Below are 23,774 nucleotides of genomic sequence, written 5' to 3'. Positions count from 1 at the left end.
GGACCCGCCGAAAAGGTTGATCCTGCTCATGAGCCAAGCCCCCCTCGTCCTGGTGGACGGTTCTTCTTATCTGTACCGCGCCTTTCACGCGCTGCCACCGCTGACCACCTCCAAAGGCCTGCCGACCGGTGCGGTCAAGGGCGTGCTGAACATGCTCAAGAGCCTGCGCAAGCAGTATCCGGACAGCCCATTCGCGGTGGTATTCGACGCAAAGGGTGGGACATTTCGCGATGCGCTGTACGCTGAATATAAAGCCAACCGCCCAAGCATGCCCGACGACATGCGCGTGCAGATCGAACCGCTGCACGCCAGCGTCAAGGCCCTGGGTTTCCCACTGCTATGCGTGGACAACGTCGAAGCCGACGACGTGATCGGCACCCTGGCCCGTAGCAGTGCCGCCGCCGACCGGCCCGTGGTGATCTCCACTGGCGACAAGGACATGGCGCAACTGGTCGATGGGCACATTACCTTGGTCAATACGATGACCGGTAGTGCGCTGGACGTGGCTGGCGTGAAGGAGAAGTTTGGCGTCGCTCCAGAGCAGATCATCGATTACCTGGCGTTGATGGGCGATTCTTCCGACAACATCCCGGGCGTTCCGGGTATCGGACCGAAGACCGCGTCCGGCCTGTTGGTAGGCGTCAACGGCGGCCTGACCGAGCTGTATGCGCAACTGGACATCGTTGCCACGCTGCCGATTCGCGGCGCCAAGACGTTGGCTGCCAAGTTGGAAGAACACAAGGAAATGGCGTTTCTTTCCTACGAACTGGCGACCATCAAGACAGACGTGCCCCTGGATATCGGCCTTGACGACCTGCAGATGGGCTCGCCGGATCACGAAAAGCTCGCCGAGTTGTATACGCTGCTGGAATTCAAGAGCTGGTTCGAAGAGAACCAGCGCGACGCCAAGCGTGCCGGCCAGGATATCGTGGAAGTCACCGAAGAGCCGGCGGCGGGTATCGAGAAGAAGTACGAGGTCATCCTTGATCAGGCCAGCTTCGATGCGTGGCTGGCGAAGCTGGAGCAGGCGCCGCTGTTTTCCCTGGTGACACAAACCAATGGTGGGGATGCGCAGCATTCTCAACTGGTGGGGTTGTCGTTCTCCGTGGCCCCTTTCGAGGCGGCCTACATCCCGCTGACCCATTCCTACATGGGCGTGCCGGAGCAATTGGATCGCGACACAGTGCTCAAGGCGCTCAAGCCTTTGCTGGAAAATCCGCACAAGCTCAAAGTCGGTCAGCATGCCAAGTTCGAAACCAACATCCTGGCTAATTGCGCCATCGATGGCGACCAAAACAACGGCATCCTGGTGCAGGGCATCGTCTTCGACACCATGCTGGAGTCCTACGTACTGGATTCCACGGCGACCCGTCACGATATGGACAGCCTGGCGCTGAAATATCTGGGGCAAAGCAAGACCGATATCCAGGACATCGCCGGCAAAGGCGTCAAACAGCTGAGCTTCGACCAGATTTCACTTGAGCTGGCGGGCCCGTACGCGGCCGAAGACGCCGACGTGACCTTCCGCCTGCACCAGGCCTTGCAAGAAAAACTGGCCGTCACGCCAAGCCTGGGCAAGGTGCTCAACGAGATCGAAATGCCGTTGATGCCGGTCCTGGCGCGCATCGAGCGCCAAGGGGCGCTGGTGGATGCCAACCTGCTCGGTGTACAGAGTGTCGAGCTGGGTGACAAATTGGTGGCGCTGGAGCGTGAGGCGTTTGCCATTGCCGGTGAGGAATTCAACCTGGGCTCGCCCAAGCAATTGGGCGTGATCCTGTACGAAAAGCTCGGCTTGCCGGTGCTCAGCAAAACCGCCAAGGGCCAGGCATCGACCGCCGAAGCAGTGCTTGCCGAGCTGGCGGAGCAGGATTACCCGCTGCCAAAGGTGCTGATGCAGTATCGCTCGTTGAGCAAGCTCAAGAGCACCTACACCGATCGCCTGCCGGAGCAGATCAACAGCCGCACCGGACGCGTCCATACCAACTACCAGCAGGCCGTCGCCGCGACCGGGCGCTTGTCATCCATAGACCCGAACCTGCAGAACATTCCTATCCGTACCGCGGAAGGCCGTCGGATTCGTCAGGCATTCGTCGCGCCCAAAGGCTACAAGCTGTTGGCGGCGGACTACTCGCAGATCGAGCTGCGGATCATGGCGCACCTGGCTAAGGATGAAGGGCTGCTCCATGCCTTTCGCAACGACCTGGACGTGCACCGCGCCACTGCTGCCGAAGTGTTCGGCGTAGAGCTGGAGGCGGTGACCCATGATCAACGACGCAGCGCCAAGGCAATCAATTTCGGTTTGATCTACGGCATGAGCGCCTTCGGCCTGGCCAAGCAGATCGGTGTCGATCGCAAGCAGTCCCAGGCTTACATCGATCGCTACTTCACCCGTTATCCCGGTGTGCTGGAGTACATGGAGCGCACCCGCGCACAGGCCGCCGAACAAGGTTTCGTCGAAACCATTTTCGGTCGCCGGTTGTACCTGCCGGACATCAACGCGAAAAACCCGGCCCTGCGCAAAGGCGCCGAGCGCACCGCCATCAACGCGCCGATGCAAGGCACGGCGGCCGACATCATCAAGAAAGCCATGGTTGCCGTGGATGGCTGGCTGAGCGCGTCAGGGCTGGATGCGAAAGTCATCCTGCAGGTCCACGACGAACTGGTGCTGGAAGTGCGTGAAGACCTGGTCGACCAGGTGAGTGTGGAAATCCGCCAGCACATGAGCGCCGCGGCCTCGCTGGACGTCCCGCTGCTGGTGGAGGTGGGCGTGGGCAATAACTGGGACGAGGCACACTGATTCTTTCGTGCTGAGACCTCCGAGCTCTTGTGGCGAGGGAGCTTGCTCCCGCTCGGCTGCGCAGCAGTCGTAAACCGGGCGATGCGGTCTACTGGAAAATGCACGGGCCTGCGGCGCAGGCCAGCGGGAGCAAGCTCCCTCGCCACAGGGGATTGGTGTCAGGATAGGGATATGGCTATCGCGAGCAAGCTCGCGATAGCGTCAGCCCAGGCAATCGATACCGCATTGAATCACCGCAAACCCAGGCGTGGCCTCGTTAGCTCTGAAATTTCCTACAGTTATTTCCAAAATAATCTGAACTAAAGTTGTGAATTACCACTCAGAGATTCTGAATGGCTGGTGAAGCCCTTCAATGCTCCTATGTTGTGTTAAGTGTTGGCAGATATCTGGACCCCGCCCTAGCGGTCCGGAACTTGGACCCCGAACTTCCCCCTCCCCATACGAAGTCCGGGGTTTTTTTTGCCTGCGATTTGGCTATTCAGCCGCCTCGCCGCCCTTGTCCGCCAGCTCCATCCAATCGGCCAATACCGTGTAGGCCTCTTCCAGCCCCATGCGCTTGGGGGCAGAGAACAACTGGATAGTAATCGTGTCGCCCCAACCCTTACGGATCTCCGATTGCACTTTGAGCAGGGTGTTCTTTGCCGCGCCGTAAGTGAGCTTGTCGGCCTTGGTCAGCAAGATGTGCATCGGCATGCCGCTGGCAACGGCCCAATCGAGCATCAGCAGGTCGAAGTCGGTCATCGGATGGCGGATATCCATCATCAGAATCAGGCCTTTCAAACTCTCGCGGCTACCCAGGTAAGCTTCCAGGTGACGTTGCCAGTGCTGTTTGAGCGGGATTGGCACCTTGGCATAACCGTAGCCCGGCAGGTCGACCAAACGGCGTTCATCGTCTAGCTTGAAGAAGTTCAAGAGCTGTGTGCGACCCGGGGTTTTCGAGGTGCGCGCCAGGCTTGCATGGGTCAGGGTGTTCAGCGCGCTGGACTTGCCAGCGTTGGAACGTCCGGCGAAAGCCACTTCGAAACCTTCGTCGTCAGGGCATTGATCGACTTTGGCAGCGCTGAGCATGAAGGTGGACTGTTGGCACAGGCCAAGGATGGGGTTCTTCAGTTGCATGGGATTTCCGATGTGGGCGGCGTCGGGAATGGACGCGGCAAGCTGTGTCGTTTCCGTTTCAGTGACGCCAGTATATAATGCCGCAGATTTTGTGTGCGCTTTGTCCCAGCGTAGGATGAAGCTCACGGGAGCGATAGACCTGAATTGCGCATCAGAACGCAGCTCGTTCCCAACCCTGAAAAGGTCGTTTTATGACGAAATGGCTGCTAGCTGCCGGTGTCTTGATGCCGCTTTACAGCGCTCAGGCTACACAGGATCCGGAAGCTGTGTACAACCGTGTTTGTGGTGCCTGTCATTCCGGCCAACTACCCATGGCGCCTCGCAAGGGTGACCAGGAAGCTTGGACGCCGAGGTTGGCGAAAGGTATGGGGACGCTGGTGCAACACGTGACCCAGGGTTTCAAGGCGATGCCGCCGCGTGGTTTGTGCATGGACTGCAGTGCCGAGGATTACCAAGCCATCATCCAGTGGATGAGCGAGTAAGCCCGGTCCATAACTCTTAACCCTTAGCCGTAGTTGGATTAGCTGATGAACAAACTGATCGTGAGTCTGCTGTTGACCTTGGGGATAACCGGCGTAGCCCACGCCGCTGGCGATGCCGCCGCCGGTCAGGCGAAAGCGGCCGTATGCGGGGCCTGCCACGGTCCGGATGGCAATAGCATGGCGCCCAACTTTCCAAAACTGGCGGGCCAGGGTGAGCGCTACCTGACCAAGCAGCTGAAGGAAATCAGGGATGGCAAGCGTGTCGTCCTGGAAATGACCGGCCTGCTGAACAACCTGAACGATCAGGATCTGGCGGACCTCGCGGCGTATTTCGCCAGCCAGAAGGGCAGCGTCGGCGCCGCCGATCCAAAACTAGTGGCTCGCGGCGAAGCGCTGTTCCGCGGTGGCAACCTGGAAAAAGGCCTCCCAGCCTGCACCGGGTGCCACTCCCCTGACGGCAAGGGCAATGCCGCTGCCGGTTTCCCACACCTGGGCGGCCAGCATGCCCAGTACATCACCAAGCAACTCACCGATTTCCGCAAGGAAGAAGGTGGTCGCGCCAACGATGGCGACGCGATGACCATGCGTACGATTGCTCGCAAGCTGAGCGACGAAGACATCGCGGCCGTTTCCAGCTACATCCAGGGCCTGCACTGAGGCCGTTGCAAGGGGGACATCTCTTGCAACGTTAACGCCCGATTAATCTATCGATGCAAACATCAAAAGGGTGGCTTTGGCCGCCCTTTTTTGTGGCCGCTGCCGTTACACTAGCGAAACTGAACCCGCCGGGCCCTGTCTGAAAAACACGCCTCGCGAGGCCACCTCATTTGTCCAGGAGTAAAGCATGCGTAATCTGATCATCAGCGCCGCGCTCGTCGCCGCCAGCCTGTTCGGCGTGACTGCCCAAGCAGCTGAAGCACCCGCCGCGCCTTATGTCGAATTGGCCAACCCCGTGCCGGTAGCAGTGCCTGGCAAGGTCGAGGTCGTGGAGCTGTTCTGGTACGGCTGCCCGCATTGCTACGCATTCGAGCCTGTGATCAATCCATGGGCTGAAAAGCTGCCTTCGGACGTGAATTTCGTGCGCATTCCCGCCATGTTCGGCGGCCCATGGGACGCTCACGGCCAGATGTTCCTGACCCTCGAGGCCATGGGCGTCGAGCATCAGGTTCACGCTGCGGTGTTCAACGCGATCCAGAAAGAAGGCAAGAAGCTCACCAAGAAAGAAGACATGGCTGAGTTCCTCGCAACCCAGGGCGTCGACAAGGATAAGTTCCTGGCCACGTTTGATTCCTTTGCTATTCAGGGACAGATCAAGAAGGCCCGTGAGCTGGCGAAGAAATACGAAATCACCGGCGTACCGACCATGGTCGTCAATGGCAAATACCGCTTTGACATCGGCTCCGCTGGCGGCGCGAACGAAGCGCTGCAACTGGCGGACACGCTGATCGCCAAAGAGCGAGCGGCCACCAAGGCTGCTGCCAACTAAGCCCGGCCCACGGCCATGGCCCGCTGGAGTACCGAGCGCATCGTTGGCCTGCACGAACCGCGGGTCAACGAGCACCATGTCGCCTCCACGGGCCTGCCGGCGGACAGCCGCCTGCGGTTGCTCAGTTTTAATATCCAGGTCGGCATCAGCACCGAGCGCTACCGGCACTACCTGACCCGGGGCTGGCAACATCTGCTACCCCATACGGGACGCGCCGGTAACCTGCAAAAGATAGGCGACCTGCTGAAAGACTTCGATCTGGTTGCCTTGCAGGAAGCCGATGGCGGAAGCCTGCGCTCCGGCTACATCAATCAAGTCGAACACCTTGCCCATCTTGGTGCGTTCCCCTACTGGTACCAACAACTCAATCGCAACCTCGGCCGGCTCGGCCAGCACAGCAACGGCGTGCTGAGTCGCCTGCGACCGTGGGCGATCGAAGACCATCCGCTACCAGGCCCCAAGGGGCGTGGAGCGATCCTGGCGCGCTTCGGCGAAGGTCCGGAGGCGCTGATTGTGGTGATGATGCACTTGGCTCTCGGGGCTCGCACCCGAACGATGCAGTTGGCCTACATTCGCGAACTGATCGGCGGCTACAAGCACCAGGTGCTGATGGGCGACATGAACACCCACGCCAATGACTTGCTCCAGACGTCGCCTCTGCGCGACCTTGGCCTGCTCGCCCCGCAGCTCGAAGCCACGTTTCCCAGCTGGCGCCCCCAGCGCTGCCTGGACCATATCCTGCTGAGCCCGACCTTGACCCTCGAACGCGTCGAAGTATTGGCCCAGCCCATTTCCGATCACCTGCCGGTCGCGGTCGAGATACGTCTGCCGGGTTCGCTCACGGCCGACGCATTCCCTGCGCTGAGTCCTTCCCCTTGCGGACCCGATGAATGAGCGACGACGCCGAACGCTGGAGAGAGAAGTACCTCAAGAGCATCGAACAACAGGAAAAGCTTGAGCGCCGCTGGGACGCTCGGCTCGACTTGCTGCGTCGAGGCCTGGTGCGCAGCACCTTGGCCGCCGAGGGTACCGACCGGGCCGTAGACCAGTGCATGAAAGAGATGCGCGAGGTGGTGCGCACCGACGACATGGACGCCGCCCTCGCCGCCTTGCTGCCGCGCCTGGAGAAAGCCGTACTCGATTCCGAACAGCGTCGCGAGACGCGTGTGGACCAAATGAGCGCCGCGTTGACCGCGTTGGTCGCCCAGTTGCAATCCTTGCCGCTGCCTAAGGAAGTCAGCCGGCCATTGAAGAAGTTCTCCAAGCAATTGGACGCCCGGGTCGGCCAGGCGCGGGAAATCCCATTATTGCTCAGCGAATTGAGCGGCTTGCAGGGCAAGGCGCTGAGCGCGCTGGAAACGCCGGATCAGCCGAGCCGGCCCGGTCTGCTGCAACGGCTGTTCGGTGGGCACGGTCACGATGAGGTGCCCGTCCAGCCCCAGCCGTCCGAGCCGGCCCGGTCCAGCCCGACGCCTGAGACGGATGCCGAGGCGCTGGCGCCTGCGCAACCGGCAGTCGAGACGGTATCCATCGCACCTGCCCCCACCCCATTAGCGGAGCAAGACCACGCAGCCACCGTGCCAGAAACGGGGCCGGTCGCGGTAACGGAGCCGGCAGATGAACCGCAAGACGAGCCTGCACCGCAGCCCGAGCCGGAAGCCAGCACCCAGGTAGCCCAGGCCGCCGTCGAACCATCCCCGGTCCTCGCCGAGCACGCCGAACCCGGAACCGTGCTGGAAAACCCGGACGAGCTGGTGCCAGAGGCGTCAACGCAGCCGCTTGAGGAAATACCCCTTGCTGTCGAAGAGCCCGTCGAGCTCCCCGCATCGGTCGATCCCGATGAGGCTCATTACGCCCTGCCAGACTCGCCGGAACCCTCCTACAGCTCGGTCGCCAGGCATATCGAAGACACCCTGCTGGGCTTGCTTGGCGATCTGACGTTGCCCGAGCGTCATCGGCCCCAGGCGCAAGCCATGCGAGAGCGTTTGCGCAACGGTTTGAACTGGTATGAGTTGTTGCCGATCCTCGACGATCTGGCGGTGCTTATGTTGGCGATCACTGACAGCGGCCAGCACGAGTTTGAAGCTTATCTGCAACGACTCAACGATCGTCTGGAGTCATTCCAAAGCACGCTGCAAGCCGCCAGCGATGACCATGCCGACAATCTTTCGGCCTCCAGGGAAATGGACTACCAGATCCGCGAGCAAGTGGATGGCCTGCAGAGCAGCATGCAGCAAGCCGATGACCTGGAAGGCCTCAAGCAAGTGCTGGAAAACCATTTGGAAGGGCTGCTGGGTACGATGGATGAACATCGCAAGCAGCGTGACCAGCGTGAGAAGGACGTTTCGATTCGCCTGAAAAGCCTGGCCGAGCGCGTTGCGTTGATGGAGCAGGACGCTCTGATCGTGCGCGAGAACCTGGAGGAGCAGCGGCAAAAGGCCTTGATCGATCCGCTGACCGGCCTGCCCAACCGCGCAGCCTGGAGCGAGCGTCTCGAACGGGAAGTCGACCAGTGGCAGCGGCACGGCAATAGCCTGTTGATCGCCATGCTCGACCTCGATCACTTCAAGCGGATCAATGACAACTACGGTCACTTGGCCGGCGACCGGGTACTCAAGCTCATTGCCTCGGTCCTGCGCAAGCGTATCCGCGGTAGTGACTTCATCGCCCGCTTTGGCGGCGAGGAGTTCGTCCTGCTGGTGCCAGACACGCCTCTCGCGGCCGGCGCAAAACTGGCCGAGGTATTGCGCGCGGCCATCGAGGCCTGTCCGTTTCATTTCAAGGGCGAGCCAGTGACAATCACGGTGTCGATGGGCATGACGGCCTTCAAGCCGGGGGAACGCAGCGAGCTGGTGCTCAAACGAGCCGATGAGGCGTTGTATCGGGCAAAAAATGCCGGGCGTAACCGAGTGGAGCTAGGCTGAGCAATTGTTCCATTTTATTAAGGGCATCGGATCATCCCTAGGTGATACGTTACACTGTTGCATTATCTCTTCCTGCGTGCATGTTCTTTGCCATGAAACTTATCCCGCTTCTTGCTTCGCTGCTCCTACTGGCCGGTTGTGCGAGCGGCCCCCGGCTCGATACCAGCCATCCATCGGTCAACCACGACAGCCGTGCCCAATACATCGTGGTGCACTACACCTCGGCTTCGCTTGAACGTTCGTTGTCCCTGCTGACCCACGGCGAAGTCAGCGCTCACTACCTGATAGGGGACGATAAGGACGCGACCATCTACAAGCTGGTGGACGAAAACCGGCGCGCCTGGCACGCCGGGGAAAGCGAGTGGCAAGGCCGGACCTGGCTCAACTCCAGCTCCATTGGGATCGAGATCGTCAATCCGGGCTATATCGACACGGCCACCGGCCGCCTCTGGTACCCCTACAGCGAAGCTCAGGTGCAATCGTTGATCGCCTTGCTCAAGGACATCACCCGGCGTAACGCGATCAACCCGGTCAATATCATTGGCCATAGCGACATTGCCCCCAACCGCAAGCTGGATCCCGGTCCGTTGTTTCCCTGGAAGCGACTCGCGCAGGCAGGCCTGGGCGTCTGGCCGGACGAGGGAGCGGTCGCGCGCCAGCAGGCTGCCTATGGCGATCAGTTGCCGGCCGCCAGTTGGTTCCAGGCCGAGCTGGCCCGCCTTGGCTACCCGACACCTCGCACCGGCGAATGGGATGTCGCCACCCACGAGGTACTGGCCGCCTTCCAGATGCGCTACCGGCCGGCCCGGTTCGATGGCTCGCCAGACGCGCAAAGCGCGGCGATTTTGCAGGTGCTCAATCAGACAAAATAATGACGCTCGTCTGACTAATCGAACCAAATCCAAAACAGAAGCTATAACTCATTGGTAACTTTCGGATTACTGATGATGACGGCTGCGCGCGAAACCCTGCAGAGCTGGCTCCATCGCCCTATTTTCCTGGCGATGACGGCGGCTGCCCTAAGTACCGTGTTGTTGCTGGCGGGCAGCCTGTTTGTCGTCATGCAACAGATTCAACAGCGTGAAAGCGATCAGATGAATGCCCAAGGCGAGCGTTTCCTGCAGCGCCTGGAACAACTTTTCGGCCAACTGCGCGAAAGCCTCGATGACCTGCAGGCACAACCGCTGCGTGGCTGTAACGACGACATGATCGCCACCTTGCAGCAGGTGAGTTTCAATTATCGCTTCGTCTACGAGGCGGCTTATATCGACAGCTCCGGCATGTGCTCCAGTCGTCCGCGCCAGAGCGCTTTGTCGCTGGCACGAGCGCCTGACTTGCGGGGGCCCGCCTACAGCTATTGGCTCAATACCACCACGGAGCCCGACGAGAACCGTGCTGCGTTGATGTTGGGGCGCGGAAATTTCCGAGTGGCAACGTCTCGCGGCCACCTGACCGATGTGGTCGACCTGCCGCCAGGCAGCAGCCTGCTCGTCGTCCTGGATGCTGGCGAGCGGGCCATTCCAGTCCTAGGCACCGAACAGCGCTGGCCACCGACGGAGCCGTGGCCACCGAAAAGCAAAAATGCTTTGCAAGTCACCAAGCATCGGTTGATCTACCGAATGCCGACCGATAACCCGGAATACCAATTGGTGCTGATTGCGCCCCGTAACGGCGTACGCATTCCGGCCAACGCCTGGTGGATGCTGCCTATCAGCCTGGTGCTGGGGCTGGGCATTGGTTTCCAAGTCTTTTTACTCGCGCGCCAGCGTCAGTCCATGGATGCCGAGTTGCACGGTGCTATCCGACGCGGCGAGTTGCAGGTGCTCTATCAACCGATCTTCGATCTGCACAGCCGCAACTGCGTAGGCGCCGAGGCCTTGCTGCGCTGGCGCCGGCCGGACGGCACCCTGACCAGCCCGGATCTGTTTATTCCGATGGCGGAGGACACCGGGCAGATTCGCCAGATCACCGATTTTGTCCTCCAGCGGTTGTTCGACCAGTTGGGCCAGCTGTTGCGGGCCAATCCGCACCTCTACATTTCCGTGAACCTGGCGGCCTGCGACGTGATGGTGCCGCGCATCGGCGATGTGATCGCCCGGCTACTGGCGATGCATCGTGTGTCGGCGCACCAGATTGCCTTCGAAGTCACCGAGCGTGGCCTGGTCGACGTGCTCGTCGCTCGCGATAACCTGCAATCGTTGCGCGACGTAGGGCATCAGGTATTGATCGATGACTTCGGCACCGGCTATTGCAGCCTGGCTTACTTGCAGACACTGCCGGTGGACTGCCTGAAGATCGACAAGGCGTTCATCGACGCGCTGGGGCACGACGCCGCCAGCAGTGGCGTGGCCCCGCACATCATCCGCATGGCCCACGCGCTGGAGCTCAAGGTTATCGCCGAAGGCATCGAGCACGAGGCACAGGCGTCTTATTTGAGCAGCGAGGGCGTGAAGTTCGGTCAGGGTTGGTTGTTCGCCCACGCGCTCAGCGCGGTGCAGCTCATCGAATTGATCACTCGCGGTCGCCGTCTGGTCGGGCGACGCATGGATGACGAGGCGTGAAGCGCCCTCAGACCGTCAGGGCCATGTAGAACTGGGTGCCCTGCCCTGGCCTTGAGTACACGCCCATACGTCCTCCGTGAAGCTGGACGATCTCCTTGCACAGGGCCAGGCCGAGGCCGGCGCCGCCCTTTTTGCGCCCAACCTGGACGAAGGGTTCGAAGATCCGTCCTTGCTGGCCATAAGCAATCCCCTCGCCGTTATCTTCGACGCTGATGATTACCCGTTCGCCATGGCGTCGGGCTTGCAATCGGATCTGGCCGTCATCGTTGGTGTGGCGCATCGCGTTATCGATGAGGTTGTCCAGCACTCGGTCCAGTTGCGCCGCATCGGCATGCAGGCGCGGCAGCGGACCCTGGATCTCGACGAGTAATTCGATACCTTTCGCTTGCGCTTGTGCGGCAAAGCGCATCCTGGCGGCTTCCAACAGTTCTTCGATGGAGCATGGCGCCAGGGTGAGTTTCTGCAAGCCGTTCTGGTAGCGAGAGAAGTTGAGCAAGTCATTGATGAGCTGCATCAACCGCTGCATTTCTTCGTTGACGGTATTGAGTAGATCCGCTTCACGGGACTCTCGAGGAAAATGCACGCGCTCCTGCAGCAGCCCGAAGGCCATGTGCATGCCCGTCACGGGGGTGCGCAATTCGTGGGAGGCCCGCAGGACGAATTCACTGCGCACCCGTTCGAAGGCGCGTTGCTCGGTGACGTCATGCAGCACCATCACCGCGCCTAGAATCTGCCCTTGGGTATGGATGACCGGCGTGAGGCTGTAGGTCAGCACACGCGACTCGCCATCGACTTCGATGCTCAGGTCGTCCGGCGCCCGTTCTTGTGTGCCGCCGCGCAGGACCAGCTGCAACTCGTCGTCCAGCTCGACCCGTCCAAGCGCTTCCCCGAGCCCTTGTCCCAGTCGCTCCTGGTCCCAGCCCAATTGGCGTTGCGCCACGGGGTTGAGATGCTCGAGCCGACCTTGGCGGTCAATCATCAACAAGCCATCGTCAATGCTGTCGAGTACCGCTTGCAGGCGTTGCTGGCCGGCGAGTAGCTCCTCCACATTGGTCGCCTGATGTTCGCGCAGCGCCTGGGCCATGATGCCGAAGCGCCGGCTCAGCAAGTTCAGCTCCGCCGCCGAGGAGATTGGCAGCGTCACTTCGAAATTGCCTTGACCTATATCGTCAGCCGCCGCGACCAACGCCTCGATCGGCGCGCCAAAGCGCCGGGCGATGCCATGGGCCGTCACGAAGCCGATGATCAGCACCGCCAGCCCCACCAGCCCCAGCAGGCCTGAAATCAATAGGGCACGTTCGCGGGCGCGGTCCTGGGTTTCGCTGATTTTGTTCAGGGCATGGCGATAGCCCTCGATCAAGCCTCCACGTAATACGTTGAACTTATCGGTGAGCGCCTGAATGTTGGCAAGATGTTTGGGTTGCTGCAGAGAAGCATCGAAAGCCGCGAGAAAGCTGATGTAGTCGGCTCTGGCGCGGCTGAAGCTGGTGGCGGGTTCGTCCGATCGCTGTTCCTGAGCGATGCCTTCGTCAAGCAACTCGAAATACTGGCGCTTGGACGCTTCCAGCGCCGCCAGGTTGGGGGTTTCGTCGAGCATGATCATCAACTGGTCGCCCAGTGTCTGACGGAGCTTGAGGCCCAGGTCCAGCAGCACGAAGTTGTCGCGAACGGATTGTTCTTGGGTGTTGGCCATCTGCATTACGCTGACCAGTCCCAGCAACAGCCCTAGCAGCGCCACTGTGATCAGCGCCGAAATGCTGAGGAACAACCGTGTGCGCAGCTTCATCGCCAGTTTCATAAGGTGCTGCTCACAGGTTGTATTGCTTGCGTTTGCGATACAGCGTGGACGCGTCGATGCCCAGGGTCTTGGCGGCCTGGTCAAGGGTGTCGGCAGTGGCGAGCACTGCACCGATGTGCGCCTTCTCCAGTTCGTCGAGACTCAGCGCGGCACCGATACGCGGAGCGTTGTTGATCGGTTGCTCGGCCATGCCCAAGTGACTGATTTCAACCTTCTCCTGAGGGCAGATGATGCTGGCGCGCTCGACCACGTTGCGCAGCTCGCGAATGTTGCCCGGCCAGCGGTAGCCTAGCAGCGCTTCGCGTGCCTCATCGCTGAAGCCCCGTGCCGGACGCGCGTATTCTTTGACGAAGCGCGCCAGGAAGCGATCGGCGAGGGTCAGGATGTCCTCGGCGCGTTCGCGCAGGGGTGGCAGGTGCAGGGTAATGACGTTCAGGCGGTACAAGAGGTCCTCGCGAAACCGTCCATCGCGCACCATGTCCTCCAGATTGAGGTTGGTGGCGGCGAGGATGCGGACGTCGGCACGTCGGGTCACCGGATCGCCAACCCGCTCGTATTCCTTGTCTTGGATGAAACGCAGCAGTTTAGGCTGCAATGCGAGGGGAAAATCGCCAATTTCGTCAAGAAACAGCGTGCCGCCGTCCGCTTGGTTGACCCGCCCCAGCGTGCTTTCGCTGGCACCCGTGAACGCGCCGCGGCTGTGGCCGAACAACTCGCTTTCCATCAGTTCGGTGGTCAGCGATGGGCAGTTGATGGTGACGCAGGACTTCTTCGCGCGCTTGCTCCAGCCGTGGATCGCCCGCGCCAGTTCGCCCTTCCCGGTGCCGGACTCGCCGAGTATCAGGATATTGGCGTCCGTGCTGGCAACCTGCCGAGCGGTTTCGAGGACAACCTTCATCGCTGGGCTGTGGGAGTCCAGGCCGTCCTTAGGCTTACGCATTTCTCCTTCCAGGGCTTCGAGCCTCGCGGACAGTTGGCGTACCTCCAGTTGCTTGGCGGTCGCCAGCCGCAGTTGGTCCGGGCTGCAAGGCTTGACCAGATAATCGGCGGCGCCGGCCTGGATCGCGTCGACGGCCGTGTCCACGGCGGAATGAGCTGTCACGATCACGACGCGCATCCAGGGTGCCTGGATTCGCATCTGTCCCAATACGTCGAGACCGTTGTCTTCGCCCAGGCGCAGGTCCAGGAAGCACAAGTCGAATACCTGGCGTTGCAGCAAGGCTTCGGCCTGTGCGGCACTGTTGGCGGTAGCGACGCTATAGCCCTCGTCTTCCAGGCAATAACGGAAGGTACGCAGGATGGCGGACTCGTCGTCTACCAGCAGAATGCGGCCTTGATGCTCGGTGGCGGATTCCATCTTTCCTACGCTCCTTAATGAATGATGATGATTAGTGTCAGAAAAATCGGGCAAGTTGCATGGTCCATTCTGATCGAATATTACCCACCGAATCGGAATCTGTGGACCTCCTTCGTCTAAAAGACTGATTTTCGGCCAATTTTTAGCGCTGCCGGCGACAACGGTTCGGCTCGCTCATTCCGACATCCGTTTCCGACCCGCAATTCAAAAAAGAAATCGGCCGCAGACCTTTATCTCAATTCGTGCATAACGCACGACGCTCGCCAGGCCCATCGTGCAGGATGCGCTCCCGCAAATGGTTGCTGTCTTCCTAACTGATTGATTTAAAAAGGTTTTATTGTCACAAAAAATCTGGCATGCCGGCTGCAATGTTCTGGTCAACGTGGCGCTGAGGGCGCCTCAACCAGATCACCGCTAGGGTGGGGAGGAGTTTCAGGATGAATCGTCAAGTTGCCGCCCAATTTCGCATTACCCGCCTGCATATCCAGCAGGGGCTGTGGGCTTTTGTCGCGTTGCTGGTCACGCTTGTAGCGGGTCAGCAATTGATGCTCTGGCATGAAAGCCAGAAGCCGGAAGCTCCACTGGTATCCACCTACCGTGCCCCGCAAACCCATTTCAGTGCCGCCAGTACGCTGGCGCAGGAATCCGCTTCGATGCGGATGATGGAAGTTGACCAGGCGCAGCCTCTCTCGGAAATGCCTCGTGAAGAGCGCTGGGTGTTCTGATTCGAACCGGTCGTCCGTTGCACCGGAACCATCATTGCCAGATTCGTTACTAAATAGAAAAGCGTAAGGAGAATCACCATGTTGAGCTGGGCTATTACCTTCCTGATTATTGCCATCATCGCCGCTGTATTGGGCTTCGGTGGTATCGCAGGCACCGCCACGGGCATCGCCAAGATTCTCTTTGTCGTGTTCCTGGTGATGTTCATCGCATCGTTCTTCTTTGGCCGTCGTGGCCGAGGCTGACATGAGCGTGACTCTTAAAGGACTGGCCGCCGCCCTGCTGTTGGGCGGCAGTGCCATGGCAATGGCTGCCAACGACGGTCAAATGCGGGTCAACCAATTGCTGCAGTCGGACACGCAATATCGCGAGACTTGGCGGCAGGTCGTCAAGAAGGAAGAACGTCTGCCCGAATGGGTGATGAACCTGACGGGCGATGCAGAGCAAATGAACGCGGTCGAAGAGGACGGCGACAAGTATCTGGTCGGGCCGTTGTGCGAGACTCAGGCCACTTGCAAGAGCAAACGCCTGTTCGTCGCCTTCAGCTTCGATAAAGACGAAGCTTATGCCCTGTTGGTGGAGGTGCCCGCAGGCCTGCCGGCCGATAAGTCGCCGACCCGTCACGCGGACTATCGCTTTCTTGGCAATCCCGATGAAGGTATGCAAGAACTGTTAATGGAACAGCTCAAGAAAGATCCTAACTGGTACTGATTTCTTGAAGCGGGAAGAGCAACGCTGCTTTTCTCTCTGCGAAGCCCGAGGAGGGCCGAAGCATGACCAGGGGGCTGGGACGTTCTGACCATACAGGGTCGGAGTGACCTACGGGCACAAGGGGTGCCTGCGAAAGGGCCGGGTCAGGTAAAAGCTGCGACGCAAGTTCGCGAAGTCGTGACGGCTTGGCGGACTTGCGTAGAGCTTATCCCCACGCTAGAGCGTCTCGCTGCTCTTGCGCCAATATCCGCCATCCGGCCGCGACACATTGTCCTGTTTGTTCCCCACGCGCTCGAACCGTTACCGTATATCGGAGAATGAGTGCCAGGGTTCTTGTCTCCGACCGGAGCTTCGACCCGCTCCATCCATCGTCTTTCCAAGCAATCCGAATAACGCCCGGCTACGCTGAAATGGCCGCATCACGGCACTTTTGCCTGCTCCAATGGCGTATTCGCGTTGTTTGGGACGCACGTTTCGTTTTGTAAAACTCATGCCGATTCGGCATAGGGTAGGCGTTTACGGCATTAGACGATCCCCCCTTGCATCGCAATAGTTGCGCCTTTTTTCGCCTGCTGGTGAGCTGCCTTTGGCGCTCAGGGTGACCTTATACGGGGCAGCGGCATGGGTTCGAACCGCCGTCTGGCGGTCCGTTGATGCGGTTGTCCGAGTCAAACTGAAGTAAGGGTAATGATATGAAGAAGGCAAAACTAAGCCTCGCCTGGCAAATCCTCATCGGTCTGGTGCTCGGGATTGCAATCGGCGCGCTGCTCAACCATTTCAGTGCCGAAAAGGCCTGGTGGATCAGCAACGTGCTGCAACCGGCAGGCGATATCTTTATCCGTCTGATCAAGATGATCGTGATTCCCATCGTGATCTCCTCGCTGATCGTTGGCATCGCCGGCGTAGGCGACGCCAAGAAACTCGGGCGGATCGGCTTCAAGACTATCGTCTATTTCGAGATCGTGACCACCATCGCCATCGTCGTCGGCCTGCTCTTGGCGAATTTCTTCCAGCCGGGCAACGGCATCGACATGAGCACCCTGGGTACGGTGGATATCTCCAAGTACCAGGCCACGGCGGCCGAGGTCCAGCATGAGCATGCGTTTGTCCAGACGATCCTCAACCTGATCCCGTCGAACATTTTCGCGGCCGTCGCTCGCGGCGAAATGTTGCCGATCATCTTCTTCTCCGTCCTGTTCGGCCTTGGTTTGTCCAGCCTGCAATCGGACCTGCGCGATCCTCTGGTGAAGATGTTCCAGGGCGTGTCGGAGAGCATGTTCAAAGTCACCCACATGATCATGAAGTACGCGCCGATCGGTGTGTTCGCCCTGATCGCCGTGACGGTGGCCAACTTCGGTTTCGCTTCCCTGTTGCCGCTGGCGAAGCTGGTGATCCTGGTTTATGTCGCCATCGCCTTCTTCGCCTTCGTGGTGCTGGGCCTGATCGCTCGGGTGTTCGGCTTCTCGGTGATCAAGCTGATGCGCATCTTCAAGGATGAGCTGGTGCTGGCCTACTCCACCGCCAGTTCCGAAACGGTGTTGCCGCGGGTTATCGAAAAGATGGAAGCGTATGGGGCGCCAAAGGCTATCTGCAGTTTCGTGGTGCCTACCGGCTACTCGTTCAACCTTGACGGTTCGACGCTGTACCAGAGCATCGCCGCGATCTTCATCGCCCAGCTCTATGGCATCGACCTGTCCATCGGCCAGCAGCTGATGCTGGTATTGACCTTGATGGTGACCTCCAAGGGCATCGCTGGTGTGCCGGGCGTGTCCTTCGTGGTGCTGCTGGCCACACTGGGCAGCGTTGGCATTCCACTGGAAGGCCTGGCGTTCATCGCCGGTGTCGACCGCATCATGGACATGGCCCGTACGGCGCTGAACGTGATCGGCAACGCCTTGGCCGTGTTGGTCATTTCCCGTTGGGAAGGCATGTACGACGATGCCAAGGGCCAGCGCTACTGGAATTCTTTGCCGCACTGGCGCAGCAAGGAGCCGTTGCCGGCAGGGGAAACTTCCAGCCGCTGAGGCATGCCTTAAGGCCCCATCGCGAGCAGGCTCGCTCCCACAGAGATCACTCAATCATTGTGGGAGCGAGCCTGCTCGCGATGGTGGCGGCACATGCAACATCAAGCCAACCAGACCCCGGAGAAATCCGGGGTTTGTCGTTTCGGCCAGCCCCGCTATCATTCGCCGCATCTTCCGGGGGACTTAACCGATGCTCAATGGCCTGTGGCTTGGCTTCTTTATCGTGGCAGCCGTGTCCGCACTGGCGCAGTGGCTGATTGGCGGCAACGCCGGGATCTTCGCCGCCATGGTGGAAAGCATCTTTGCCATGGCCAAGCTGTCGGTGGAAGTCATGGTCCTGCTGTTCGGCACCCTGACCCTTTGGCTGGGGTTCCTGCGCATCGCTGAAAAAGCCGGCATCGTCGACTGGCTCGCCAAGGCCCTCGGGCCGCTGTTTCTTCGTTTGATGCCGGAAGTCCCAGCCGGTCACCCGGCGATTGGCCTGATCACCCTCAATTTCGCGGCCAATGGCCTGGGCCTGGACAACGCCGCCACGCCCATCGGCCTCAAGGCCATGCGCGCCCTGCAGGATCTGAATCCCAGCCCGACCATCGCCAGCAATGCGCAGATTCTGTTTCTGGTGCTCAATGCATCGTCGCTGACCCTGCTGCCGGTGACCATCTTCATGTACCGCGCCCAGCAAGGCGCGCCGGACCCGACCCTGGTGTTCTTGCCGATCCTGCTCGCCACCAGTGCCTCGACCCTGATGGGGCTGCTTTCCGTGGCATTCATGCAACGTCTGCGCCTGTGGGATCCGGTGGTCCTCGCCTACCTGGTCCCGGGCGCGCTGGCGCTGGGCGGCTTCATGGCGCTGCTGGCCACGCTTTCGGCCACGGCGCTGGCGGGGCTGTCCTCGATCCTCGGGAACCTGACTTTGTTTGGCTTGATCATCCTGTTCCTGGTGGTGGGCGCGCTGCGCAAGGTCAAGGTGTACGAAACCTTCGTTGAAGGCGCCAAGGAAGGGTTCGATGTTGCCAAGAACCTGCTGCCGTACCTGGTGGCGATGCTGTGTGCCGTCGGTGTGCTGCGGGCCTCCGGAGCGCTTGATTTCGGCCTGGACGGAATTCGGCACCTGGCCCAGTGGGCTGGCTGGGACACGCGTTTCGTCGATGCGTTGCCCACTGCCATGGTCAAGCCGTTTTCCGGCAGCGCCGCCCGGGCGATGCTGATCGAAACCATGAAGACCTCTGGGGTAGACAGCTTCCCTGCCCTGGTGGCGGCGACGATCCAGGGCAGCACCGAAACCACTTTCTATGTGCTGGCGGTCTATTTCGGCGCGGTGGGCATCCAGCGAGCGCGCCATGCGGTGGGTTGTGCCCTGCTGGCGGAGCTGGCCGGTGTGGTGGCGGCGATCGGGGTTTGTTACTGGTTCTTTGGCTGACCTGTGCAAGCGAGCCTGCTCGCGGTAGGGCCTGACGAGCCCTTTATTCCGTCACCTTGAACCGCAGCACGCCGATCATCTGGCCATTCTCGGTCAGCACCCGCACTTGCCATTTGCCTGTCGGGTCGCCTGGGAAATTCTGCTTGTGGGTCCAGGCGCGATAGCCTTCCTTGCGCCCTCCGTGAATGTCCAAAGCGATGCGGTCCACTTCTTTGCCGTTGAATTGCCAGACATGGTAGATCCGCTCGTCCAGGCCTCGCGGCGCATTGATGGCGGTGTAGGCGTATAGGCCATTGCTGCGAATCTGGGCGGCGCTGACTTCCTTGAGGCTGGCGCCAGGCGTGCGATCTTCCACTTGGGTGCTGATCGCCACCTCGGTCATCCAGAGCGTGGCGGGCGGTACCCAGGAGCGCAGCACCCAACCGGCGGCGCCAATGCCCAAGGTGATGCACAAGATGGCCAGGGCGTTGCGCACGGTACGGATCGGAAAGATCGAAGCCAGGCTCGGGAATGACAACAGCATGGCGATGCCCAGTGCCAGCTTGAAGCTCTGGTCGGTGGTCAGGTGCAGGATCACTGGCAGCGCGGTCAGCAACGCCGCGAACAGCGTCAGGGTGTGCAACGCCAGGAAAGCCCATCGCCGCGGCGCCAGCCATTTGTAATACAGGGGGTCGGTGATCGAGACCAATGCCGCCGCCGCGAGAAGGCCAGTGAAGATCAGTTGGCTGCTGTTCCAGGTGGTGGTGATGAAGAAAAACGGCAAGACAAAAAACAGGCTTTCCTGATGAATCATTTGCGTGGCGTAACGCAACAGCGGCTGGGGAATTTCCCGTTTGAAAATCCGTGTGAACAACCGGGTCAGGCTGTTCTCCAGCATCAGCCAGAGCCAGCTCACCAGCATCATGATGGCGATCCAGGTCGCCAGGCCTTGCTGGCGATCCACCAGCATGAAACTGCCGACCCCGGAAATGAAGCCGCCGAGCGCGATGACCCCTGGGTAGCGCTTCATCAGTTCGATAATGCGCTGGATTAAATGAGTCAGGTTCGGCATTCGGCAGGTTCACGCTAAGTCGTAGGAAAAATCCCTGACAGGGTACCACTGTGAATTCATTCCGGGTCCCGTCGATGCCTGCGCCGTATCAGCCAGGCCACCAGCCCCAGCAGAACCGCCACCAACCCGCCGAGTGTCCAGACAAGTTCGTCATCGCTGAGCAGCGGCTTCTCGATGCGCAAATAGCCTGGGTCCTTGAGCAGCTCACGCAGGGCCAGGTTGGCCTGTTCCAGACTGACTGCCTGCAGGCGCTCGGCTGGGTTGGCGAAACGGCCGTCTTCGTAGTCGCCCAGGGCGCTCCAGTAAAAGTCGGCCAGTGCGCTGTTGCCTTGGACGGCCCAGGACTGATGAGCAATGGCGGCACGCTTTATCCGCACGAAACTCTCGGGGTCCAGGCCGTCCCTCAACAACGTGTTGCGCAGCGTCTCGAGCGCGTGTTCGGCCTGGGGCAGGTCCTCGCGGGCCAGGTCGGCGTTGAGGCTCAGGAAACCGACGCCGCCGAAGACGTCCCGCTCCACCCACGGGCCATAGGACAGGCCGTCAGCCAGGCGCAGTTGCCGGTAGAGCGCCCAATCCAGGTAATCCTTGAGCAGGTCGAAGGTTTCATCATGTTGTTGCTCCAGCACCGGCTCCGGGAACAGCCAGTGAAGCTTGGCGCTGTCGCCGACCAGCCCACGAATCAGGTTGCGCTTGGTCACCGCGCTGTAGCGGATCTGCGCCAGCGGTTCGTGGACGCTGGGTTCGACCGGTTCGAGCTCGCCATAGGCGCGTTCCAGAGAGGCCGGCAGCAATCGATCGAGGTCACCTACGACGATCAACGTCATGTTATTGGGCGCGTACCAAGCCTTGCGCACCTGTTCCAGTTGGGCGACGGTAAAGCGTTCGACCTCGGCCCGTTCCGCACAACGCAAGCCCAGTTCCACGGCCAGTTGGTTGCTGGCTTTGTGGCCCAGGTCCTGGCGGTCGAGCCAGCGTTGCAGATGGGTGTAATGGCCGCCGTCCTCGCGCTCTACCACCCGTTTGGCCGCTTCCAGATTCTTTGCGTCAATTCGGGTACGGGTCAGCAATGCCAGCAACAAGTCCAGGACTTTGCGTTGATTGCGCGCTGGCGCCTCGATGACAAACGTCGTGTCGGCGTTGCTGGTGAAGGCGTTCCATTCGCCACCCAGCGCCTGCATGCGCTCTTCCAGGCCGCCCTCGCCGGTATCGTCGACGCCGCTGAACAGCACATGTTCGAGCAGGTGTGGCAGTTCCTTGTCGGCGCAGCTGAAATCATCGAGGCCCACGCCCACCACCAACCGAATCGCCACGTGTCCACGTTCCGTGCCGGGCTTGAGCAACAACTGCATGCCGTTGGGCAACGTATATCCCTCGACCTGGAAGCGATCCTGGGCAACGACGGGTAGGGAACCGAACAAAAGCAGGACGAGTAGCAGACAACGCATGGCGGGCTTCCTGGCGGCTTGTAAATCCATGGTCCGGGGACACACTTGTTGACTGGCCGAGACGCCAGTCGTTCAAGGCGAATGGGTGATGTCGGACATTTCATCGGCGGACAGGGCGCCGATCTCGGATGTTTCCAGCACCACATAGGCGCTGCCGCAGAACAACGAATTCAAGCGCCGCATGTCGGCGATCAGTTCCAAGTGAAGGGAACTCGTCTCAAGGCTTTGCACGACTTTGCGCTGCAAGCGGCTGACATGGGCGTGGGCCATCCGTCGTTCCTGCGCGCGAAAGCGCCGTTTCTCGCGCAGCAATTGGCGAGCACTTTCCCGATCGGCACTGAGGAAGACCGACAATCCCAGGCGCAGGTTAGCGATCAGATGGCTGTGCAGCCCCGCCAATTCTTCCAGGCCCACGTCAGAGAACGAGCGGCGTTGGGAGGTCTTCTGCTGCTGGACCTTGCGCAACATGCGTTCGATGAGGTCACTGGCCAGTTTGAGGTTGATCGCCAGCTCGATGATTTCCGCCCAGCGGCGACTGTCCTGTTCACTGAGATCTTCACGAGGCATTTGCGCCATGTAGAGCTTGATGGCGCTGCACAGCGCTTCGACGTCATCGCTCATGCTGCGCAGTTGTTGAGTGATCGCCGTTTGCTCGCCTCGCAGCACGCCGAGCATGGCCTCGAGCATGTTTTCGATCAGGTCACCAATGCGCAGGGTTTCCCGCGCGGCGTTCGCCAGCGCCAGGCTTGGTGTGGCGAGGGCGGCGGGGTCCAGGTGCCGTGACGTGGCTTTGCCATTGGCTTGCGGTCGTTCCGGCAGCAGCCAGGCACAGAGCCTGGCCATCGGTCCGACGCTGGGCAACAGCACCAGGCAACGCACGGTGTTATAGAGCAAATGAAAGCCAATGACGGTCTCTTGGGGGCTGAAATCCAGGCCGTCCAGCCAGCCCACCAGCGGGTCGAGTACCGGAATGATCAGCAGCAGGCCGATCAGCTTGTACAACAGGCTGCCCAGCGCCACCTGGCGTCCGGCGGCGTTCTGCATGCTGGTGCTGAGGAACGCCAGCACGCCGCTGCCGATATTGGCACCGATCACCAGGCCGATGGCGACTGGCAAGCTGATCACCGCAGCGCCGGCGAGGGTCGCGGTCAGCAAAACCGCCGCCAGGCTGGAATAGGAAATCATTGCGAACAGCGCACCCACCAAGGCATCGAGCAGGATGTCGCCGGTCAACGAGGCGAAAATCACCTTCACGCCTTGGGCCTGGGTGATCGGCGCGGCGGCTTCGACAATCAATTGCAGGGCCAGGATGATCAGGCCCAGGCCGATGGAGACCCGGCCCATCTGGCCGACGCGGGTCTGTTTGCGCGAGAGGAAAAAAATCACTCCGAGAAAGATCAGCAGCGGCGACAGCCACGACAGGTCCAGGGTCAGCACCCGGGCCATCAATGCGGTGCCGACGTCCGCACCGAGCATGGTCGCCAGGGCAGGGGTCAATGCCATCAGGCCCTGGCCGACGAAGGAAGTGACGAGCATCGCCGTGGCATTGCTGCTCTGGACCATGGCCGTGACCATGATGCCGGCGATGAACGCCAGCCAGCGCCTGGACATGTTCTGGCCAATGACATGGCGCAGGTTCGAGCCGTAGACCCGCAAGATGCCGGTCCGGACGATATGCGTGCCCCAGATCAGCAAGGCCACGGCGGAAAGTAGATTCAGCAGGGTCAGCATGAGGAGCCCCCTGTTAGCGTCCCAGATGGACAAATTGACGGTGCCACATCGTTTTACTTCTTGTACTTAAGCTGTAGTTGCCGAATGGTCCGGGCGCCAGCATTGCACAGCTGAAGATGGGTTTGAAACAAAACTGTCATAAAACAGT

General features: G+C 60.5%; 19 protein-coding genes. 13 read left to right on the top strand and 6 right to left on the bottom strand.

All coding sequences use genetic code 11. From position 1 onward, the window contains the following. Positions 1 to 28 precede the first annotated feature (28 nt). The gene (gene polA, locus ACLK1G_RS14350) at positions 29 to 2,797 is read left to right on the top strand and encodes a DNA polymerase I (RefSeq protein ID WP_420766024.1); all 2,769 of its coding nucleotides are present in this window, start codon (positions 29 to 31) and stop codon (positions 2,795 to 2,797) included. Positions 2,798 to 3,271: 474 nt separating this feature from the next. On the opposite strand, the gene yihA is transcribed toward polA, so the two are convergent. Further along, positions 3,272 to 3,913 carry a ribosome biogenesis GTP-binding protein YihA/YsxC gene (yihA, locus tag ACLK1G_RS14345; RefSeq protein ID WP_420766023.1) on the bottom strand — a complete coding sequence of 214 codons (642 nt, stop codon included), beginning with the start codon at positions 3,911 to 3,913 and terminating at the stop codon, positions 3,272 to 3,274. A 191-nt stretch (positions 3,914 to 4,104) separates the two neighbouring features. Here yihA and ACLK1G_RS14340 point away from each other — a divergent pair, with 191 nt between their 5' ends. The 7 genes from ACLK1G_RS14340 to ACLK1G_RS14310 all read left to right on the top strand — a co-directional run bounded on the left by ACLK1G_RS14340 (position 4,105) and on the right by ACLK1G_RS14310 (position 11,366). After that, on the top strand, positions 4,105 to 4,395 hold the full coding sequence (locus ACLK1G_RS14340) for a c-type cytochrome (protein WP_420766022.1): 291 nt from the start codon (positions 4,105 to 4,107) through the stop codon (positions 4,393 to 4,395). A gap of 45 nt (positions 4,396 to 4,440) precedes the next feature. Next, the gene (locus ACLK1G_RS14335; RefSeq protein WP_420766021.1) at positions 4,441 to 5,052 is read left to right on the top strand and encodes a c-type cytochrome; all 612 of its coding nucleotides are present in this window, start codon (positions 4,441 to 4,443) and stop codon (positions 5,050 to 5,052) included. Positions 5,053 to 5,239: 187 nt separating this feature from the next. Beyond that, on the top strand, positions 5,240 to 5,881 hold the full coding sequence (locus ACLK1G_RS14330) for a thiol:disulfide interchange protein DsbA/DsbL (RefSeq protein WP_420766020.1): 642 nt from the start codon (positions 5,240 to 5,242) through the stop codon (positions 5,879 to 5,881). 15 nt (positions 5,882 to 5,896) lie between these two features. Further along, positions 5,897 to 6,775 (top strand): endonuclease/exonuclease/phosphatase family protein, encoded by an 879-nt coding sequence (locus ACLK1G_RS14325; RefSeq protein WP_420766019.1) that lies wholly within the window; start codon positions 5,897 to 5,899, stop codon positions 6,773 to 6,775. Further along, positions 6,772 to 8,805 (top strand): diguanylate cyclase, encoded by a 2,034-nt coding sequence (locus ACLK1G_RS14320; RefSeq protein WP_420766018.1) that lies wholly within the window; start codon positions 6,772 to 6,774, stop codon positions 8,803 to 8,805. Before ACLK1G_RS14325 ends, ACLK1G_RS14320 begins: the two co-directional genes overlap by 4 nt. Before the next feature lie 92 nt (positions 8,806 to 8,897). Beyond that, positions 8,898 to 9,677: an N-acetylmuramoyl-L-alanine amidase gene (locus ACLK1G_RS14315; protein ID WP_420766017.1), complete on the top strand. Its 780-nt coding sequence runs from the start codon at positions 8,898 to 8,900 to the stop codon at positions 9,675 to 9,677. 75 nt (positions 9,678 to 9,752) lie between these two features. Beyond that, positions 9,753 to 11,366 carry an EAL domain-containing protein gene (locus ACLK1G_RS14310; RefSeq protein ID WP_420766122.1) on the top strand — a complete coding sequence of 538 codons (1,614 nt, stop codon included), beginning with the start codon at positions 9,753 to 9,755 and terminating at the stop codon, positions 11,364 to 11,366. Between the two features lie 7 nt (positions 11,367 to 11,373). Here ACLK1G_RS14310 and ACLK1G_RS14305 read toward each other — a convergent pair whose 3' ends face one another. Both ACLK1G_RS14305 and algB read right to left on the bottom strand, forming a co-directional pair. Then, positions 11,374 to 13,164, bottom strand: coding sequence for an ATP-binding protein (locus ACLK1G_RS14305; RefSeq protein ID WP_420766016.1), 1,791 nt, complete (start codon positions 13,162 to 13,164; stop codon positions 11,374 to 11,376). A 10-nt stretch (positions 13,165 to 13,174) separates the two neighbouring features. Further along, a complete protein-coding gene (algB, locus tag ACLK1G_RS14300; protein WP_420766015.1) occupies positions 13,175 to 14,521 on the bottom strand; it encodes a sigma-54-dependent response regulator transcription factor AlgB in 1,347 nt (448 codons plus the stop codon). Positions 14,522 to 14,958: 437 nt separating this feature from the next. Between algB and ACLK1G_RS14295 the strand changes: the two genes are divergently transcribed. The 5 genes from ACLK1G_RS14295 to ACLK1G_RS14275 all read left to right on the top strand — a co-directional run bounded on the left by ACLK1G_RS14295 (position 14,959) and on the right by ACLK1G_RS14275 (position 19,399). Beyond that, positions 14,959 to 15,246 carry a hypothetical protein gene (locus ACLK1G_RS14295; RefSeq protein ID WP_420766014.1) on the top strand — a complete coding sequence of 96 codons (288 nt, stop codon included), beginning with the start codon at positions 14,959 to 14,961 and terminating at the stop codon, positions 15,244 to 15,246. A 78-nt stretch (positions 15,247 to 15,324) separates the two neighbouring features. Beyond that, on the top strand, positions 15,325 to 15,489 hold the full coding sequence (locus tag ACLK1G_RS14290; RefSeq protein WP_003177151.1) for a DUF1328 domain-containing protein: 165 nt from the start codon (positions 15,325 to 15,327) through the stop codon (positions 15,487 to 15,489). 1 nt (position 15,490) lies between these two features. After that, positions 15,491 to 15,955 carry an inhibitor of vertebrate lysozyme family protein gene (locus tag ACLK1G_RS14285; RefSeq protein ID WP_420766013.1) on the top strand — a complete coding sequence of 155 codons (465 nt, stop codon included), beginning with the start codon at positions 15,491 to 15,493 and terminating at the stop codon, positions 15,953 to 15,955. A 692-nt stretch (positions 15,956 to 16,647) separates the two neighbouring features. Next, the gene (gltP, locus tag ACLK1G_RS14280) at positions 16,648 to 17,979 is read left to right on the top strand and encodes a glutamate/aspartate:proton symporter GltP (RefSeq protein WP_420766012.1); all 1,332 of its coding nucleotides are present in this window, start codon (positions 16,648 to 16,650) and stop codon (positions 17,977 to 17,979) included. 190 nt (positions 17,980 to 18,169) lie between these two features. Beyond that, positions 18,170 to 19,399, top strand: a complete 1,230-nt coding sequence (locus tag ACLK1G_RS14275; protein WP_420766011.1) for a nucleoside recognition domain-containing protein — start codon at positions 18,170 to 18,172, stop codon at positions 19,397 to 19,399. A gap of 43 nt (positions 19,400 to 19,442) precedes the next feature. Here ACLK1G_RS14275 and ACLK1G_RS14270 read toward each other — a convergent pair whose 3' ends face one another. The 3 genes from ACLK1G_RS14270 to ACLK1G_RS14260 all read right to left on the bottom strand — a co-directional run bounded on the left by ACLK1G_RS14270 (position 19,443) and on the right by ACLK1G_RS14260 (position 23,626). After that, positions 19,443 to 20,450 carry a DUF5924 family protein gene (locus ACLK1G_RS14270; protein ID WP_420766010.1) on the bottom strand — a complete coding sequence of 336 codons (1,008 nt, stop codon included), beginning with the start codon at positions 20,448 to 20,450 and terminating at the stop codon, positions 19,443 to 19,445. Between the two features lie 56 nt (positions 20,451 to 20,506). Then, the gene (locus ACLK1G_RS14265) at positions 20,507 to 21,895 is read right to left on the bottom strand and encodes a M16 family metallopeptidase (RefSeq protein WP_420766009.1); all 1,389 of its coding nucleotides are present in this window, start codon (positions 21,893 to 21,895) and stop codon (positions 20,507 to 20,509) included. 72 nt (positions 21,896 to 21,967) lie between these two features. Further along, entirely contained in the window at positions 21,968 to 23,626 is a 1,659-nt protein-coding gene (locus tag ACLK1G_RS14260; RefSeq protein WP_420766008.1) for a Na/Pi cotransporter family protein, read from the bottom strand. Positions 23,627 to 23,774 lie beyond the last annotated feature (148 nt).

It is taken from the genome of Pseudomonas algeriensis, assembly GCF_048847255.1.
Taxonomy (GTDB): domain Bacteria; phylum Pseudomonadota; class Gammaproteobacteria; order Pseudomonadales; family Pseudomonadaceae; genus Aquipseudomonas.
This window is presented reverse-complemented; position numbering and strand designations above follow the sequence as displayed.

What these genes read in the sequence shown, in the direction of transcription:
- ACLK1G_RS14325 (WP_420766019.1), top strand. Translation starts at nt 5,897, where the DNA reads ATGGCCCGCTGGAGTACCGAGCGCATCGTTGGCCTGCACGAACCGCGG.
- polA (WP_420766024.1), top strand. Translation starts at nt 29, where the DNA reads ATGAGCCAAGCCCCCCTCGTCCTGGTGGACGGTTCTTCTTATCTGTAC.
- gltP (WP_420766012.1), top strand. Translation starts at nt 16,648, where the DNA reads ATGAAGAAGGCAAAACTAAGCCTCGCCTGGCAAATCCTCATCGGTCTG.
- ACLK1G_RS14340 (WP_420766022.1), top strand. Translation starts at nt 4,105, where the DNA reads ATGACGAAATGGCTGCTAGCTGCCGGTGTCTTGATGCCGCTTTACAGC.
- ACLK1G_RS14265 (WP_420766009.1), bottom strand. Translation starts at nt 21,895, where the DNA reads ATGCGTTGTCTGCTACTCGTCCTGCTTTTGTTCGGTTCCCTACCCGTC.
- ACLK1G_RS14335 (WP_420766021.1), top strand. Translation starts at nt 4,441, where the DNA reads ATGAACAAACTGATCGTGAGTCTGCTGTTGACCTTGGGGATAACCGGC.
- ACLK1G_RS14275 (WP_420766011.1), top strand. Translation starts at nt 18,170, where the DNA reads ATGCTCAATGGCCTGTGGCTTGGCTTCTTTATCGTGGCAGCCGTGTCC.
- yihA (WP_420766023.1), bottom strand. Translation starts at nt 3,913, where the DNA reads ATGCAACTGAAGAACCCCATCCTTGGCCTGTGCCAACAGTCCACCTTC.
- ACLK1G_RS14315 (WP_420766017.1), top strand. Translation starts at nt 8,898, where the DNA reads ATGAAACTTATCCCGCTTCTTGCTTCGCTGCTCCTACTGGCCGGTTGT.
- ACLK1G_RS14330 (WP_420766020.1), top strand. Translation starts at nt 5,240, where the DNA reads ATGCGTAATCTGATCATCAGCGCCGCGCTCGTCGCCGCCAGCCTGTTC.
- ACLK1G_RS14310 (WP_420766122.1), top strand. Translation starts at nt 9,753, where the DNA reads ATGACGGCTGCGCGCGAAACCCTGCAGAGCTGGCTCCATCGCCCTATT.
- ACLK1G_RS14290 (WP_003177151.1), top strand. Translation starts at nt 15,325, where the DNA reads ATGTTGAGCTGGGCTATTACCTTCCTGATTATTGCCATCATCGCCGCT.
- algB (WP_420766015.1), bottom strand. Translation starts at nt 14,521, where the DNA reads ATGGAATCCGCCACCGAGCATCAAGGCCGCATTCTGCTGGTAGACGAC.
- ACLK1G_RS14320 (WP_420766018.1), top strand. Translation starts at nt 6,772, where the DNA reads ATGAGCGACGACGCCGAACGCTGGAGAGAGAAGTACCTCAAGAGCATC.
- ACLK1G_RS14260 (WP_420766008.1), bottom strand. Translation starts at nt 23,626, where the DNA reads ATGCTGACCCTGCTGAATCTACTTTCCGCCGTGGCCTTGCTGATCTGG.
- ACLK1G_RS14295 (WP_420766014.1), top strand. Translation starts at nt 14,959, where the DNA reads ATGAATCGTCAAGTTGCCGCCCAATTTCGCATTACCCGCCTGCATATC.
- ACLK1G_RS14270 (WP_420766010.1), bottom strand. Translation starts at nt 20,450, where the DNA reads ATGCCGAACCTGACTCATTTAATCCAGCGCATTATCGAACTGATGAAG.
- ACLK1G_RS14305 (WP_420766016.1), bottom strand. Translation starts at nt 13,164, where the DNA reads ATGAAACTGGCGATGAAGCTGCGCACACGGTTGTTCCTCAGCATTTCG.
- ACLK1G_RS14285 (WP_420766013.1), top strand. Translation starts at nt 15,491, where the DNA reads ATGAGCGTGACTCTTAAAGGACTGGCCGCCGCCCTGCTGTTGGGCGGC.